A 16,334-nucleotide genomic window follows, 5' to 3' on the forward strand; every position below is an offset into this window, starting at 1 on the left:
CTAACCTCTCGGTTGGGGCTGGGCAGGCGCTGTGTCATTCACACCGATAGACTGCGCCATTCTTTCGGCAACCGCTAGCGGAATTTCGCCCACGACCGTCACTTGGTATGTTTGACCGGCACGGGTCAGCCCCTGCATATAAAAATTTGTCGCGCCGCGCTGAGCGCGCCCTTCGATCACCAGTTTGCCTTCAACGGGATCCAAAAATATCGAAAACGTCGATAAACCATCGGTATACATTAGCATCTCGGTATCGGCATGCACTACTCGCTGCCCCGAAAACGCAAAGCCTGCTGGCAGCCAGCTCAATGCCCACTGCGACGGTGCGGACGCTAGCGGTTTATTACAGCCAGACACTTTATCGGCGTCAACCCGGTGGACAATACCGGCATCGCGCTCCGTGGCAAAATCGGACACCGCAAGGCCAGTTTGCAAATCAATAAACTGAAACTGCTCGACGATTCGCTGATGTTCATCCACCAATAGTGTTTTTAATAGCAGCCCGGTCTCGCGATCGACGCTAAAAAAGTAACCAAAACGAAACGTATCTCGCGGCACCACCTGCAGCACCGTAGCCAGCCGACCGGCCACCCGCTCGACCCCGCGAATTGAAAAGCTATACAGACGATCTAAACTGGAAAAATTGTCTGCCAAACCACTAAGCTTACCGGCAATCAGCTGCTCTGCCAGTGTTTCGCACTGGGTGGTGTGGCGCATCACTGCCTCGCGCTCGGGGCCATTTAGATAATACAGTCGCTGATTTTCCGTATCGCCATCCACCCAGTGCTGTAACTGAAAGCTCTCGGTGCCGGCATTGTTTTGGTAGGTAAAAGTGCCGCGATAATTCAAACTTTGCTGACGCTGTGACATGTGCTCCAGCAACTCGCGTACCGAGGGCAGCTGATGAGGACTGGAGTCCAGCCCGGTATCAACCATTTGCTCTTGCTCGGGTGCGGGCTGACCAGCGGTAGGCTCTGCCGCATCGGGAGCGGCGGCCGAGGAATCATTGACAGAGGCCGCCTCAGGCGGCTCGGAGGGGCTGCTCTCGTTCTGAATCTGGGCAAACCCCAAGGGGCTCAACAGCAACAGCACGAAGCCGGCGAACCGACGGTGCGACATACATTACTCTTCTTCGATTAAAGGGACCCGGGCGTAGGGCAGCATGCCCTGTGCGCTATTAACCGCCGCGTGATCGGTGTGCTCTTCGACCAACTGATTTAAATAGGCGCGAATCTGCTCGTTCGATACCTTAACATCGGCGCGACGAGGCTCAAACACCACTTGGCGAGCCCGCTGCGGTTGATAACCGCCCATCTCGGCACTGACCTGCTGCGCAGGCAGGGCCGGCGCACCATAGCCAATAGGCAGCGAGTTGTCGGGAGCACTGATGGTTTTTTCGCCGCTGTCGGCGGCCATGGTGTTAGTCTCTGGCAGAGTACCACCGGCTTGATAAAGCTGAGCACCGATAACAATAGCGCCCGTTACTGAGGCGGCTACCGCCACCCGACCCAAGCCTAACCACCAGCGCGATACGCCCGCGACAGTGCCGCTTGCCGTTTGTTTCGCGGCGCTTTTGCTGGACTCAAGCTCAGGGGTTGGTTCTTCGGCCAGCGCTGCACTCAGTTGATCGGCAAAACCTGAGGGGGCCAACTCGGCGGGCAAGTCGCCCCGCATTGCCGAGCGCGCCACTTGGTAGCGGGACCACTTAGCTTTGAGCGAATCGCCCTCGCTGGCTTTGAGGATTCGCGCCAGCTCTAGCTCGGACGCCTCGTTATCGGACAGTGCCGATAGTGATTCTGCCAACTGAGTATCTAAAGACTGCTCTGTCATGCTCGCGTTTACCTATATACATGCCCAATATGGGCCAAATGGGTGACAACCAAGCTCGCCGATTACAACGTTAAGTAGAACGTGTTTAGGGCTGCTAAACATACCCCACACCGACCGAGATTACAAAGATTTACATCTTGCTTATCCTGTCTGACACAGCTTTTCGTAAAAGGTTCAGCCAAGATTCAGGTTCGCATCATTTTTTATTCTGCCCGATCCAGCAGCGGCGCAATGCGCTTATCGATCGCCTCACGCGCACGGAAGATGCGTGAACGCACCGTGCCTACCGGGCAATCCATGATCGCGGCGATATCCTCATAGCTTAGCCCTTCCATCTCGCGCAAGGTTACCGCCGAGCGCAGATCTTCTGGCAGCGCCGATATCGCCTCGTCAACGGCCGCCTTGATCTCATCGCACAGCAGGTTACTTTCGGGGGTGTCCGCGTCTTTTAACAGATCGGAGCCGGAGTAATACTCGGCATCATCGACCTCTACATCTGACGAAGGCGGCCGGCGCGAGCGTGACACCAAGTGATTTTTCGCCGTATTGATCGCAATGCGATACAGCCAAGTGTAAAACGCACTCTCACCACGGAAGTTGCCCAGCGCACGATACGCCTTGATAAACGCATCCTGCGCGACATCCTGTACTTCAGCATGATCACGAATGTAACGACCAATAATAGAAAATATTTTGTGTTGGTACTTTACCACCAGCAGGTCAAACGCGCGCTTATCACCTTTTTGCACACGCTCGACTAACTGCTGATCAGTATCCGGCGCAGATTGCGCTGTCATCGTCTAACCCCCAAAACACCCCGCACACGCGAAGTGACTTACAAAACTGTGAGCAAACCAACCTGCAAAAGCCAGATCAGCGGGTGGCATCTTTATGCGACGCCGGTAGCACCTGTTACGCCGCCATTATATAGCACTGCCTTCACTCTATAGCGCAATGTCGAATTTAGTGCCCAATAGACATGCCGGCGCTATAAGAAGTTCCACGCTGATTATACGTGTTTATAACTGTGTACACTAACGCCTTACGGCCCGACAACCGCAGAGGCGATAATAGCCCACCCCAAACTCGGATCTTGATATACTGCTGACCCCCTTGGATCAAAGACCACACTATGAACCAACACTACAGTCACGATGTGCTTATTATCGGCTCGGGCGCTGCGGGGCTCACCCTCGCACTGCAGCTCGCCGACCGCGCCCGCGTCGCGGTACTAAGCAAAAGCGCCATTAACGAGGGCTCGACCTGGTTTGCCCAAGGCGGCATTGCGGCAGTGCTCGACGATCAAGACTCAGTAGAGGCCCATGTCGCCGACACCTTAGTCGCGGGTTCTGGCTTATGCCACGAAGACGCGGTGCGCTTTACCGTCGAGCGCTCGCGCGGAGCCATCAAGTGGCTGATCAACCAAGGGGTCAATTTTACTCGCGAGCATGACTCCAACGGCTATCACCTTACCCAGGAGGGCGGCCACAGCCATCGGCGTATTATTCACAGTGCCGACGCCACCGGCCAAGCGGTGCACAGCACTCTAATCGACCGAGTACGCAGCCACCCTTCAATCGAAATTTTTGAGCACCACGTAGCCCTTAACTTAATCAGCCAGGCGGATGCCGACTCACGCAAGCTGCGCTGCAGCGGCGCCTATGCCCTATCGCGCGAGGCCGATCACGTTCATGTGTTTCAGGCTAAAGTGGTGGTTTTGGCCACCGGTGGGGCCAGCAAGGTGTACCTTTATACCAGCAACCCCGACAGCGCCAGCGGCGACGGTATCGCCATGGCGTGGCGAGCCGGCTGCCGGGTAGCCAATATGGAATTTAACCAATTCCACCCCACCTGCTTGTACCACCCTAAAGCTCGCACCTTTTTGATTACCGAAGCCCTGCGCGGTGAAGGCGCTTATTTAAAGCTGCCTAATGGCGAGCGATTTATGCCGCGCTTTGATGAGCGCGCCGAGCTAGCACCACGCGATATCGTCGCCCGCGCCATTGACCACGAGATTAAGCGCCTGGGTTGCGACTGCGTCTACCTGGATATCTCGCACAAATCCGAGGCCTTTATTGCCGAGCACTTCCCTACGGTTAAGGCGCGCTGCCTAGAATACGGCATCGACATTACCCGCGACCCTATACCCGTGGTGCCGGCCGCCCATTACACCTGTGGCGGCGTAGTGGTGGATCGCAACGGCCAAACGGACTTACAAAATTTGTACGCCATTGGCGAAACCTCGTTTACCGGTCTGCACGGCGCCAACCGCATGGCATCCAACTCACTGCTGGAGTGTATCGTTTACGCACAATCGGCCGCCGAGCATATCTTGCTTAAAATGGACGACCTAAACGAGCCGGACCAATCCCCCAACTGGGACGAAAGCCGGGTGACCAACTCCGATGAAGATGTGGTGATCTCGCACAACTGGGATGAGCTGCGTCGTTTTATGTGGGATTACGTGGGGATCGTGCGCACGCACAAGCGACTGGAACGCGCCACCCACCGGATTAAACTGCTGCAAAAAGAAATTGCCGAGTATTACAGCAACTACAAAGTCAGCAGTGATTTAATCGAGCTGCGCAACTTAACCACGGTCGCCGAGCTGATTATTCGCTCGGCCATGGAGCGCAAAGAGAGTCGCGGCCTGCACTATTCGCTGGATCATCCACGTCAAAGCACAATCGCCCGCGACACTATGCTGGTACCCACCAATTTTGCCGGGCAAGACATTATTGTCAGCAAAAGCCCCGTCGACTAATCAACCACACCCGCAAGCGGCGCAACTCATCGGGCGCCGCGCTATCGGGGCAGAGCAGCAGCGGGTGTGTACCCTGCTCGTCAAGAAGCGTCAAAAAGGTGAGTGTCCGCCATAATCGAGTGCCACCGACGAGTCGGGCGGGCTTTAGCTCTGCGCCGACACGCCCCAGCCACCAACCTTCCGAGTCGCACTGCACACGCCAATACTGCTCGGCTTGCCAGCGCAATCTAGAGGCCAGCTGCCAGACAAGCAAAACGCTGACCGTCAACGCTAGCAGCGCAAAAGCGCCCCCTAAGGCCGTCAAGCCCAACGTGAGTAACGTCAAGACAGCGTAAACGATTAAATAGCAATTGCGCAGATAACGTGACGGGCGCACGACCATGGTAAATGGCTCTGCCCGCAGAGAGGGTCGCCGATGCTCAGGCGTCGTCTGGCATTCCGGTGTTGTCGCGAACAATTTGTACAATCCTTTGCAGCTCGGGGTTGTCTGGCTCGTGGCGGTGCAGCAGCCAGGCAAACATATCTTGGTCTTCACACTCTAGCAGCTGCTGGTAGCGCAACTGATCTTCCGGCGCGAGTGTCGGGTAAACATTATCCAAAAAAGGCAGCAGAATCAGATCCAACTCCAGCATACCGCGCCGGCTGCCCCAAAATAAGCGATTTCGCTCCACGTACATACCCCGTATTAATGTATATCTAACGATAGCAGGCCGCAGTATAACGCACAGCTCGCCGTAACCACACTGGGCGATGACCAATCAACGGACAAAAAAAGAGGCAGCTAGGCTGCCTCAGTACTAGGGACTAAAAGCGATCAAACACCTTAATCGTCTGACTCAATTTTGATGGTGCGAATCATCGATTGGCCGCGACGGTAAAAGCGAATAGGCACTAACTTGTCTTCATCTAAGCCTTTGACGATCTTGCGGTACTCATCCAGATCTTGCACCCCGTCATAACCCAGCTGAACAATCACGTCACCAGGGCGCAGACCGGTGGCAGCCGCGGCCGAATTGGGCTCGACTTGGCGCACCAACACACCACCATCCAGATTCGAGCGCTCGCGATACTGTTCACTCAGGGGCTCAAGCTTCAGCCCCAACCGGTCGAGACCGGCGGCATCGCCAAAGCTTGCCACCTCTTCCGGATCAGAGTCGCGCTCACCCAACGTTACATCCAAAGATTGCTTTTTGCCGCCGCGCATTACCGTCAGCTCAACCTCGGTTCCCGGCGCCATGCGCCCCACCAGTTGCGGTAAAACGCCTGAATCAAGTACCTCGGCACCATCAAACAAAACGATAATATCGCTGGGCTTAAGGCCGGCCTCTTCGGCCGGGCTACCCGGCTCCACATCATTCACCAGGGCACCGATCGGTTTAGACAACCCAAACGAGATGGCCACATCGCGGCTCACATCAGAAATGGCAACACCCAACCAACCGCGCTGCACGCTGCCGCTATCCATTAACTGCGCCACCACCTCAGAGGCGACGTCGGCGGGGATCGAGAATGACAAACCATTCGAGCCGCCCGAGCGACTGTAAATTTGCGAGTTAATCCCGACCACCTCACCTTTTAAATTAAACAGCGGGCCACCGGAGTTGCCGGGGTTAATCGCCACATCGGTCTGAATAAACGGAACATACTGGCTATCATGGGCGTGAATGGAGCGCCCCATGGCACTGACAATGCCGGCACTGGCCGAGTAATCCAAACCAAATGGCGAGCCAATGGCTACTACCCACTGCCCCACTTTTAAATTGTCATTTTTTGCCAAGCTTAGCGTCGGCAAATCTTCGGCGTCGATTTTTAACAGCGCCAAATCCGATAGCGGGTCAACGCCAATCACCTCAGCCATCAACTCGCGCTTATCAAACAAGCGCACGTTAATTTCATCGGCGGAATCCACTACGTGGTTATTCGTCAAGATATAGCCGTTGTTACTAATGATAAAACCCGACCCCATCGACTGAGCGTGACGCTCGCGCGGACTAGGCTGCGGAAACAAATGTCGGTAGGCCTCGGGTAAATCCTGTAGCTGATCCATACTGGGCCCGCCACTGCTGACGGTTTTGCTCGTGGTAATTTTCACCACGGCCGGCGCACTCTTTTCGATCAAGTCGGTAAATTCAGGCAGTGCGGCGGCACGGGCCGTCAGTGCCAACATGGACAATACCAATACGCCCATCAGTGCTCGGGCATTTAACACGGTTTGCTGCATTTAAGTATCACCTCTGTGTCTTCCAGTTACGACGTACCACGGGTATAAAACCGAAGGCAGGCATGATTGCGTTACGGGCGTTTGGACACAGCACAGAGGCAAAGATTCCGAGGGTTTATAAATATTTACACGCAAAAAACGACGGTGGAAAACTCTAACAAGCTCTCATCGCCGCCAACGTTTACGATTGTGTTGTCGCCTGCTCCGGAGCATCGGAGTCTTGCGCGCTATCGTCACCGCGCGCCTCAAGGGTTTGTGATTTAGGTTCGAACCGGTCAATGCGCAAGGTAACGCGGCGGTTTTCGGCGCGCCCCTCGGCCGAGCGGTTAGACGCCACTGGGTAGCGCTCGCCGTGCCAGCGAACTTGCAGCAGCTCTTGCGGAACCCCGCGGGTAGTAAGGTAGTCGGCGACAAACTCGGCCCGCTGCTTAGACAACTCTAAATTGTCGGCACGCAACCCTTGGCCGTCCGTATGGCCATCAATCACGACCGTGGTGACATACTGATCGGCTAAGACGTACTGAATCAAGTTGTCCAATAGCGGCTGCTGATCAGGGTCAAACTCTGGTGCACCGCCGGTAAACACCACACTACTGCGATGGATTTGATCGTAGTTAACCGGCAACAAACCGCCAAGGCACTGCTGGAACTCACTAAACGCCAAACGAAACCGGATCGGCTCAAGTACGACTTTTACCGGTGTTGCCTCTTCGTACCAGGCCCGATGGGAAAACAACAACTGCTGACCATTTTGCAACTCGCCGATCAATCGCTGGGAGGCTTGCCAATCCATACGAATGGGCTCTTCACCGGACACCACCGGCACCGTGCCCAGCGGACGCCTTGCGCCACTGCCCTGCCAGCGCGGCGCCTGCACTAATAACTGAGCCTCACCTTCGGCAAACTGACGGTTTTGCTCACGCAGATAAAAGCGCTGTGGCTCGCCGGCGCGGCGCATAAACACCGCCTCGCCATAACGATTAAGCGGCTGATACAATTTACAGGCAAAAGCACTGGCATCCACCTGCCAGCGGCTAAGCTCCATCGGCGCCTCAAAGGTAATAGCCAGCACGGGGCCGGCACTAACGCCTAACGCCAGCAGCACAGAGCGCGAGACAAGCCGCTGTCGGAGCTTACGCCACACCATTAACCTATTACCTCGCTCATCCACCTCGCCCCTAACACCAGTCAGTTATATCACCCACAAGGGGTCTGTAAGGGGTATCGGCCCGAGACGGCTGCGCTTTAGCGGCATTTTTGCTAGGATGCGAGCCTTTACAGACAAAAGCTCACATCATGACTCAAGAATTAACGATTACCCGCCCGGACGACTGGCACATTCACCTGCGCGATGGCGACGCATTAGCACGCACTGTGCCCGACGCTGCCCGGCAATTTGCCCGCACTATCGTAATGCCCAATTTGGTGCCGCCAGTCATGAACGCCGAGCAAGCACTGGCTTATCGCGACCGGATTACCGCACAGATACCGGCCGGCCGCCAGTTTGAACCCCTGATGGTGCTCTACTTAACCGACAACACCAGCGCCGCCGACATCAGCGCCGCGCGCGCCGCCGGCGTGGTGGCCGGTAAGCTATACCCCGCTGGCGCCACCACTAACTCCGACTCGGGGGTCACCGACCTCGCACACTTGTATCCGGCCTTAGAAGCCATGCAGCGCGAGGGGATGCACCTTCTTATACACGGCGAGGTAACCGATTCGGGCATTGATATTTTTGACCGGGAGAAAACCTTCTTAGAGCGCTCGCTGGCCAAAGTCGTCAACGACTTTCCAGAGCTGAATATTGTGCTTGAGCACATTACCACCCGCGACGCCGCCGAGTTTGTCCTGGCGGCACCAGCTAACGTAGCGGCGACCATTACCGCCCACCACCTGCTCTACAATCGCAATCACATGCTGGCCGGTGGCATCAGGCCTCATTATTACTGCCTGCCCATTCTAAAGCGTCAAAGCCACCAGCAAGCACTCATGGCCGCCGCCACCAGCGGCAACCCTAAGTTTTTTCTAGGCACTGACTCGGCGCCGCACGCCAAAAGCAAAAAAGAAGCCGCTTGCGGCTGTGCCGGCAGCTACACCGCCTACAGCGCCATCGAGCTTTACACCGAAGCTTTCGATGCGGCCGGCGCGCTGGATAAACTAGAGGGCTTTGCCAGTCACTTTGGCGCGGATTTTTACGGCTTGTCACGCAACCAAGATACCATCACATTAGTGCGCCAGCCCTGGGAAATGCCCAGTTCATTAGCGTATCTGGACGAAAAAATCGTTCCTTTATGCGCCGGCGAGACCCTCAACTGGCAAGTAAAAGACAGCGTTTAATGGCGTGTCGGGCAACAGCCCGGCACAACCCAGACATTATTATTTCAGCATTTAACGTCAACCCAACTTAAGGAAACCCAGTGAACCCCACGCCCCCCGAGTTTGACCGAGACACCAGCTCACCTATGGCCCAGCGCTTTCGCGGTTTTTTGCCGGTGGTGGTGGACGTGGAAACCGGCGGTTTTAACAGTGGGCGCGATGCACTGTTAGAAGTGGCGGCCGTCACCCTAACCATGGACGAGAACGGCCTACTCCTGCCAGACCAAACTCTGGAGTACCATATTGAGCCTTTTGACGGCGCCAATATCGAGCAGTCGGCACTGGATTTTACCGGCATCGATCTGGATAGCCCGGACCGCTTTGCCGACCCAGAACCCATGGCAATGATTGAACTGCTGCAAGGGGTTAGACGTGCGGTCAAAGAGCAAGGCTGCACCCGGGCGGTGATGGTGGGCCACAACGCCCACTTCGACCTGGGGTTTATCAACGCCGCCATCAACCGCTGCGAGATCAAACGCAACCCGTTTCACCCGTTCTCGTGCTTTGACACCGCCACCCTGTCGGGCCTTGCTTTTGGCCACACGGTTCTGGCCAAAACCTGCCAACTGGCGGGCATTGAGTTTAGCAACAGCGCCGCGCACTCAGCCGCTTACGACGCCGAAAAGACCGCCGAGCTGTTTTGCCTGATCGTCAATCGTTGGCAAGAGCTGGGCGGTTGGTCGCCACTAGAGCTTTAATCTACCTGCACACGGGGCAGCTCGGGCGCCTCCATGGTTGCACTTTCGGGCGGAGCAATAACCTCAGCTTCACCGCGTGCCAAGAGCGTGCCCTCTTGGTTGTGCACCTCACAGCCAAGCACTACCAAGCGCATCCGCGCTTTCAGCTCTTTAACGGTTAACGTCACTACGGCCGTATCACCAACCTTGATGGGCTGCTTAAACTGCAGCTGCTGAGCGCGGTACACCGAGCCTGGCCCCGGCAACTGGGTGGCAATGGCCGCCGACACTAACGCCCCGAGCCACATACCGTGGCCAATAGGCTCACAAAAAGCGGTGGTTGCCGCGTACTCGGCGTCCAGATGCACAGGATTCACATCGCCACTCACCGCCGCATACTGGCGAATAACCTCGGTGGTTAATCTGCGTTCCAAGCGGGCTTGCTGCCCCTCGGTTAGCTCGCTAAAGCCGGTCGAAATCAATTGCGGCATAGGCCTACTCCTAAAAAGTGATTAAAACGCGCTATTGTACCGCAACCAATGCGGCGCGCCGCTATTCACACGGCGGCCAACTTGCTATGCTTGGCCCACTGACAGCGCGCCATTAATGCGCGATAATCAATAACATAGAACGGTACGATCAAAGGGAAACAGTAGGAGAACCCATGTCCAAGCAGCAAATAATGTTTGTAGTAGTGGATCCCAACGACGAACAACACGTCGCTCTGGAGCGCGTTGCGCTGACATCACAACTGCAAGAGGTTAAGCCCTTTGTCCATGTGTTTGTCGCGGTCGATGGCAACGCCGTTGACACTCGCGCCTATAACGCCAACCTGGTGCGCGACCAAAGCTGGTTTGAAGAGCAAATTCGCGTGGTACTTAACAACGCTGGCGTCGAGCACCTGATTGAGGTTTCTTGGTCATCCGAGTGGCAAGAGTCAATCATGCAATCGGCCAAGCGTGCCAATGCCAGCCTGATTTACCTACCGGTTCACGCCAACACCAGCAACCGCCGCTTTTTCTTTACCGAATCTAAGTGGGAGCTATTAAAAGGCGCTGCATGCCCTGTCGTATTGATTCGCCCAAGTGCCCGCACTGAGCGCAAAAAGATTTTGGCCGCCGTTAACTTCCAGGCGACGCGCGATGTACAAGTTGAGCTAAACGAGAAAATCTTGGCCGAAGCTCGTCACTTCTGTGAGGTTTATGACGCTGAGCTACATGTCGTCAACGGCTATATGGATTCGTACAGCTACCCAGACCGCGGCCGCTTAGCCAACGAGACCGGGGTGCCCACAGACCGTATCCATGTGGACAACGGTTACACCTCTGATGTGGTCTCTAAGGTGGCAGAAAATATTAATGCCGACTTAGTCGTGATGGGTACGCTAGGCCAAAACGGCATGACGAAAACACGCCGCGGCAACACCGCCGAGCGCCTTATCGACGCGTTGGACACCGATGTTATGGTGATTAACCACGGCTGATGCGTGTGAATAAAACACGCAAGTAAAGCAACAAGATAGAGACACAAAAAAGCCCAGCGCAATGCTGGGCTTTTTTGTACTGGGTGCAGGCTTAACTTAAGCCGCCAACACCTCGCGTACAAACGCTTCAATCTCGGCATCCTGGCAGTTATCAAAGAAGCACTGCTGAAAGCGCTCGCCACCCACAGCGGTTTTAACCAACTCTGGGTCAATGGCTTTTAAACCATCCAAAAAGCTTTTGCTGGTTGCCTCTTTCACGCCATTTAAGATACCCGCGTTAGTCACTTGCGACTCGCGGCGCTCTGGCGGATAACCTTGGCCGGTCACGCCGGTAAAGGCCTTTTCAAAGATATAGCGCACATTCAACTCGGCGCCCCAACCAAAACCTTTGGCAAAAGGCAGCGCCAGCGCGTTACCGTTATTAATTTGCGCAAATAAATACGCATCCGCCGGGTCAATGCAGTAACCACAGCAAACGCCGGGGTAAGCATTTAACGACATCAAAGCACCCTGACCGGTGCCGCAACCGCTGACCACAAAATCCACCGCCTTAGAATTAAGCAACAAGCTGGCAACAATGCCCAAGTGAATATAAGTTAAACGATGATCGTTATCGCCGGACATACCGACATTAAACACACTGTGACCTTGCTCCGCGGCGACGCCTTCCAGCTCTTTCAGGATAATAGGGTTCTTACCGGCTTGACTGAACTCGTTCATCAATGCAATTTTCATGGACAACTCTCTGACTTTTTAACAGAAATGAATTTGGGATGCTCACCGCAGGCTTGGCGTAACATCGCCACAAGGCAGACAGCCTAACAACTTTACCAATTTTGGTCAACCTTTGTGGTCTTACCAATCATCAAAGTATACATCACGTCCCACCCTACGAGTTAGGAGACGGGCAAAAATAAACACAATTGATTGCAACCAAGGCCAAAAACGTTCGATAATAGCCCAAAGAGTAAGCACCAAAGTGGCGCCGCGACTAGCAGCAAACCTCTTTGTTTACCCACAAAACAGGTAAATATTCTTATGAAACAAGCACTTGTAGGAGCCAGAATTTTTACTGGCGACAAGTTTTTGGATAATCAGGTACTGATTATTGACGGCGATAAGCTGATTTTTACGGCCGGAAATGACAACGTTGTCCACGATGCCGACATAATCGACCTCGACGGCGGTATTATCGCCCCCGGCTTTATTGACCTACAGGTCAACGGCGGCGGCGGCAGCTTCTTTACTAATGATACCAGTGTTAGCGCACTGCAAACCATGCTCGATGGTCACCGCCCTACCGGCACCACCAGTATGCTGCCAACCCTAATCAGCGATACCCGCGACACTCATCAAGCTGGAGTAAGAGCTGTCGCGGATGCCGTAACCTCCGGCATGAGCGGGATTTTAGGCATACATATCGAAGGACCATTTTTTGATATGGACAAGCGCGGTGCACACAACGCCCGCTATATTCGCGAGATGGAGCCAGCCGACACCCAGTGGCTCACCGAGATCAGCGGTGACTTTGCCACCATGATTACTCTGGCCCCCGAGCACGCACACACAGGCCAAATTAAAACCTTGGTCAAGGCGGGCTTAATTGTCTGCGCCGGCCACAGCAACGCGCATTACGAGCAGGTAATGGCCGGCATTGATGAAGGCATCAGCGGCTTTACCCATTTATACAACGCCATGCGCCCGCTTACCGGTCGCGATCCGGGCGTGGTAGGCGCCGCCTTTGCAAGTGACGACACCTGGTGCGCGATTATTTGCGACAACCATCATGTGCACCCAGGTGCCGTGCGCGCCGCCTTAAACGCTAAACCCAACGGCAAGCTCTACCTCGTCACCGATGCGATGTCGACCGTCGGCAGCACACAGAAGTCTTTTAGCATTTACGGCGAAACTATTTATGAGCAAGACGGCGCCCTGGTAAACGCCGAGGGCCGCTTGGCCGGCAGCGCCATCGGCATGATCGACGCGGTGCGTATTTGCCATCAAGACGTCGGGGTTGAGCTGGGCGAATGCCTGCGTATGGCATCGCTCTACCCCGCGCAGTATTTACAGTTAGACAACCAGCTCGGCCAAATCGCCACCGGTTGGCGCGCCGATCTTGTGCACTTTGACAATGATTTTAACGTCCGCAACACCTGGGTTGCCGGTGCACACCAATCTCATACATCTGTGGAGTCAACATGAAAGTCGTCATATTAAAAGATGCCGCCGCCGTCGCCGCTTATGGCGCCGATATTTTTAGCAAACAGCTCAAACAAAAACCCAATTCGGTACTGGGTCTGGCGACAGGTTCGACTCCGGTCGCGCTCTACAAAGCGCTTATCGCCCGCAACCAAAACGGGGACGTATCGTTTGCCAACGCACACAGCTTTAACTTGGATGAGTACCTAGGCCTTGCTGACGATCATCCGCAAAGTTATCGTCACTTTATGAACGTTAACCTGTTCGACCATGTGGATATCGACAAGGCCAACACTCACGTCCCCCCCGGCAACGCCAAAGACCCGCGCGCCGCGTGCGAGCAATACGAGCGCGACATCACTGACGCCGGCGGCATTGATATACAGTTGCTAGGCATTGGCCGCAACGGTCACATCGGCTTTAACGAGCCCTCCTCGTCGCTGGCCTCGCGCACTCGCATTAAAACCTTAACCAAAGAAACCATCGCCGATAACTCACGCTTTTTTAGCGCCGATGAATACCAGCCGCAGCTATCCATCACCATGGGCATCGGCACTATTTTAGAGTCGAAAAAAACCGTGCTACTGGCCACCGGTGAGGCCAAAGCCGAGGCGATCAAAGCCACCGTCGAAGGCCCACTCACCGCCGCGTGCCCCGCATCGGCCCTGCAGCTGCACCCAGACGCGGTTATCATCATTGACGAAGCTGCCGCCTCGCAGTTAAGCGATACCGACTTTTACAAACACATTGAAACCGAAAACCAAAAACTAGAGCAATTACTCGGGCGCTAAAAGCATGGTAAGTGGGGCGTTAGCGCGCCCCACTTACCAATAGACAAACATTCCCCACGCCACAAGGTCCCCACCAAAGTGTTACATTTGAGCTAATAGCCACAAAAATAACGCCATTCATTGCGTCAAAAAATATGTAACAATAATAATTATGACAGCCATTATTATCAGCCACCCTGCCTGCCTTGAGCACTCTATGCCCGACGGCCACCCCGAGAGCCCCGAGCGGTTAGAGGCCATCCACAACCAACTGCTTAGCAGCGGGTTGGAGTTTGTACTCACCGAGCGCGATGCCATCGAGGTAACCGACACACAGCTGGCGCGCGCGCACGACCAACAATACTTGCACTGGCTTAATACCCACTTGCCTAGCGAAGGTATTGTCAGCCTGGGCGACGATATATTTCTTAGCCCGCAAAGCTTAGTGGCCGCCCGTTACGCCGCCGGCAGCGGTGTCCAAGGGGTTGATCTAGTCATGCAAGGCACCACCAAAGTCGTTTTTTGCAACGTGCGCCCACCGGGCCATCACGCCGAACGCGCTCGGGCCATGGGCTTTTGTTTGTACAATAACATCGCCGTAGCCGCCTACCACGCACTAGACGCCTACGGGCTAAAACGCGTCGCCATCGTCGATTTTGACGTACACCACGGCAACGGCACCCAAGACATCTTCCTCAATGAAACGCGCGTACTCTTTTGCTCCAGCTTTCAGTACCCGTTTTACCCAGATACCAACATCGACGTTAAGCGTTCACACATCGTTAACGTACCGCTACCAGCCACCACCAAAGGCCCGGACTTCCAACAAGCAATTAGCGAACACTGGCTACCGGCACTAGAAGACTGCGCACCCGAGCTTATCCTGGTGTCAGCCGGCTTTGATGCGCATTTACTGGACGATATGTCGTCGGTCAGCTTAACCGAGCAAGACTACCAATGGGTCAGTGAACAACTGCGCGCTTACGTCGACGAGCACGAGCAATGTCGCGGCATCGTCTCGATGCTAGAAGGTGGGTACGACTTACCCGCGCTGGGGCGCAGTGTGGTGGCGCATGTTAAGGCGATGGCGAAGCTTTAAGTACGGGGTACGGGGTACACCAAAATTCAACTGTGTACCTACTGGCTATGGGTAACTTGGAGCAAACGCCACGTATTGGGGCTGCACGCTTTTCTTGCGCCGCCCAGCCCAAGGTGGCAACCACACTTTGTTATATGACATTTGCTAAAGCACTATTATTGCTGTTACGACAGCGATCCAAAACAATAAATCCATGACGCTTACAGCCCACGCACCTAAATACTTTTTCCTTCCCGCTCGAACACTCTAAAGCCGCTTTGTTTCTTTGAAACACGGCCTGACTCCAGTCGAGACAGAATATCAGGCTTTAACTTACCGAAAGAGATTATGAGCACCAACGCAAAACCCGTGAAGTATATTCAACCAAAAAAAATAGCTCTATCGTTATCTATATAAACAAAAAACCAACCGTTTCTTCCATGTCTAGACCTCAATTCTCAACGCCCGGCACAGCGGAAACCGCAATGGAGTGGGTTTGTGCAACAATGAGCGAAGCGAATACACAAAGACGCGTAGTGGAGGTTTTTCGCCTTGTTAGGTGAATTTTTCAAATTTTGTTTGCTCTATTTTTTAGTATAAAATAATTGACCAAACCAACCAAAACAAACACTGGTGCAACATATAAAAACATTGGAGAAGTTAGCTCTATAAATTCTTCGGTTGGAACTTCCTTACCACCAGAAAAGACAGTTTCATTTTTCAAGAAAGGAAGCCGTCTATTTAAAATAAGAAAGTACAAGCCCAACGATACAAAAGATGCTAGTACACCTCCAGATAAAGCTACCATTGGTTTATTAAACTTTATGTTCATCTATTCTCCTAACGAGACCGTAGAAATACATTTTTCACAAACATACACCACAGCCGTCTTCTTTGATTTTTGTTTGATCATCATTCAACCACATTCGCTTAACA

17 protein-coding genes are annotated in these 16,334 nt (G+C 54.3%); 8 read left to right on the plus strand and 9 right to left on the minus strand.

The genetic code is table 11. The features are described 5' to 3' along the window. From AACY82_RS14705 to rpoE, 3 genes are all read right to left on the minus strand, one after another. Positions 1-1,119 carry a MucB/RseB C-terminal domain-containing protein gene (locus AACY82_RS14705; protein WP_339617603.1) on the minus strand — a complete coding sequence of 373 codons (1,119 nt, stop codon included), beginning with the start codon at positions 1,117-1,119 and terminating at the stop codon, positions 1-3. 3 nt (positions 1,120-1,122) lie between these two features. Next, positions 1,123-1,830: an RseA family anti-sigma factor gene (locus tag AACY82_RS14710; protein ID WP_339617604.1), complete on the minus strand. Its 708-nt coding sequence runs from the start codon at positions 1,828-1,830 to the stop codon at positions 1,123-1,125. A 203-nt stretch (positions 1,831-2,033) separates the two neighbouring features. After that, positions 2,034-2,627, minus strand: coding sequence for an RNA polymerase sigma factor RpoE (rpoE, locus tag AACY82_RS14715; protein ID WP_339617605.1), 594 nt, complete (start codon positions 2,625-2,627; stop codon positions 2,034-2,036). Positions 2,628-2,962: 335 nt separating this feature from the next. Here rpoE and nadB point away from each other — a divergent pair, with 335 nt between their 5' ends. Beyond that, on the plus strand, positions 2,963-4,594 hold the full coding sequence (gene nadB, locus AACY82_RS14720) for an L-aspartate oxidase (protein WP_339617606.1): 1,632 nt from the start codon (positions 2,963-2,965) through the stop codon (positions 4,592-4,594). On the opposite strand, the gene AACY82_RS14725 is transcribed toward nadB, so the two are convergent. The 4 genes from AACY82_RS14725 to AACY82_RS14740 form a co-directional block, all read right to left on the minus strand. After that, positions 4,572-4,976 carry a protein YgfX gene (locus AACY82_RS14725; protein ID WP_339617607.1) on the minus strand — a complete coding sequence of 135 codons (405 nt, stop codon included), beginning with the start codon at positions 4,974-4,976 and terminating at the stop codon, positions 4,572-4,574. The two genes, nadB and AACY82_RS14725, sit on opposite strands and share 23 nt — an antisense overlap. A 37-nt stretch (positions 4,977-5,013) precedes the next feature. Further along, positions 5,014-5,265 (minus strand): succinate dehydrogenase assembly factor 2, encoded by a 252-nt coding sequence (locus AACY82_RS14730; protein WP_339617608.1) that lies wholly within the window; start codon positions 5,263-5,265, stop codon positions 5,014-5,016. Between the two features lie 152 nt (positions 5,266-5,417). After that, positions 5,418-6,815, minus strand: coding sequence for a Do family serine endopeptidase (locus AACY82_RS14735; RefSeq protein ID WP_339617609.1), 1,398 nt, complete (start codon positions 6,813-6,815; stop codon positions 5,418-5,420). Between the two features lie 181 nt (positions 6,816-6,996). Then, positions 6,997-7,962, minus strand: coding sequence for an OmpA family protein (locus AACY82_RS14740; RefSeq protein ID WP_339617610.1), 966 nt, complete (start codon positions 7,960-7,962; stop codon positions 6,997-6,999). Positions 7,963-8,111: 149 nt separating this feature from the next. Here AACY82_RS14740 and pyrC point away from each other — a divergent pair, with 149 nt between their 5' ends. Together pyrC and rnt are read left to right on the plus strand one after the other, a co-directional pair. Continuing rightward, complete coding sequence (gene pyrC, locus AACY82_RS14745) at positions 8,112-9,152, plus strand: dihydroorotase (protein ID WP_339617611.1); 1,041 nt, start codon at positions 8,112-8,114, stop codon at positions 9,150-9,152. Positions 9,153-9,277: 125 nt separating this feature from the next. Further along, complete coding sequence (gene rnt, locus AACY82_RS14750; RefSeq protein WP_339617619.1) at positions 9,278-9,889, plus strand: ribonuclease T; 612 nt, start codon at positions 9,278-9,280, stop codon at positions 9,887-9,889. On the opposite strand, the gene AACY82_RS14755 is transcribed toward rnt, so the two are convergent. After that, complete coding sequence (locus AACY82_RS14755) at positions 9,886-10,359, minus strand: MaoC/PaaZ C-terminal domain-containing protein (RefSeq protein WP_339617612.1); 474 nt, start codon at positions 10,357-10,359, stop codon at positions 9,886-9,888. The two genes, rnt and AACY82_RS14755, sit on opposite strands and share 4 nt — an antisense overlap. 173 nt (positions 10,360-10,532) lie before the next feature. On the opposite strand from AACY82_RS14755, the gene AACY82_RS14760 reads away from it, so the two are divergent. Further along, positions 10,533-11,351, plus strand: a complete 819-nt coding sequence (locus AACY82_RS14760) for a universal stress protein (RefSeq protein WP_339617613.1) — start codon at positions 10,533-10,535, stop codon at positions 11,349-11,351. Between the two features lie 96 nt (positions 11,352-11,447). Here the strand turns inward: AACY82_RS14760 and AACY82_RS14765 are convergent, their stop codons facing one another. Then, the gene (locus AACY82_RS14765; RefSeq protein WP_339617614.1) at positions 11,448-12,086 is read right to left on the minus strand and encodes an RpiB/LacA/LacB family sugar-phosphate isomerase; all 639 of its coding nucleotides are present in this window, start codon (positions 12,084-12,086) and stop codon (positions 11,448-11,450) included. Between the two features lie 303 nt (positions 12,087-12,389). Between AACY82_RS14765 and nagA the strand changes: the two genes are divergently transcribed. From nagA to AACY82_RS14785, 4 genes are all read left to right on the plus strand, one after another. Next, entirely contained in the window at positions 12,390-13,553 is a 1,164-nt protein-coding gene (gene nagA / locus AACY82_RS14770; protein WP_339617615.1) for an N-acetylglucosamine-6-phosphate deacetylase, read from the plus strand. After that, positions 13,550-14,341, plus strand: a complete 792-nt coding sequence (gene nagB / locus AACY82_RS14775; RefSeq protein ID WP_339617616.1) for a glucosamine-6-phosphate deaminase — start codon at positions 13,550-13,552, stop codon at positions 14,339-14,341. Before nagA ends, nagB begins: the two co-directional genes overlap by 4 nt. Before the next feature lie 151 nt (positions 14,342-14,492). Continuing rightward, complete coding sequence (locus AACY82_RS14780; protein WP_339617617.1) at positions 14,493-15,419, plus strand: histone deacetylase family protein; 927 nt, start codon at positions 14,493-14,495, stop codon at positions 15,417-15,419. A 584-nt stretch (positions 15,420-16,003) separates the two neighbouring features. Continuing rightward, on the plus strand, positions 16,004-16,334 hold a 331-nt coding region (locus tag AACY82_RS14785; RefSeq protein WP_339617618.1), incomplete at its 3' end, for a hypothetical protein.

It is taken from the genome of uncultured Gilvimarinus sp. (assembly GCF_963972205.1).
GTDB lineage: Bacteria > Pseudomonadota > Gammaproteobacteria > Pseudomonadales > Cellvibrionaceae > Gilvimarinus > Gilvimarinus japonicus.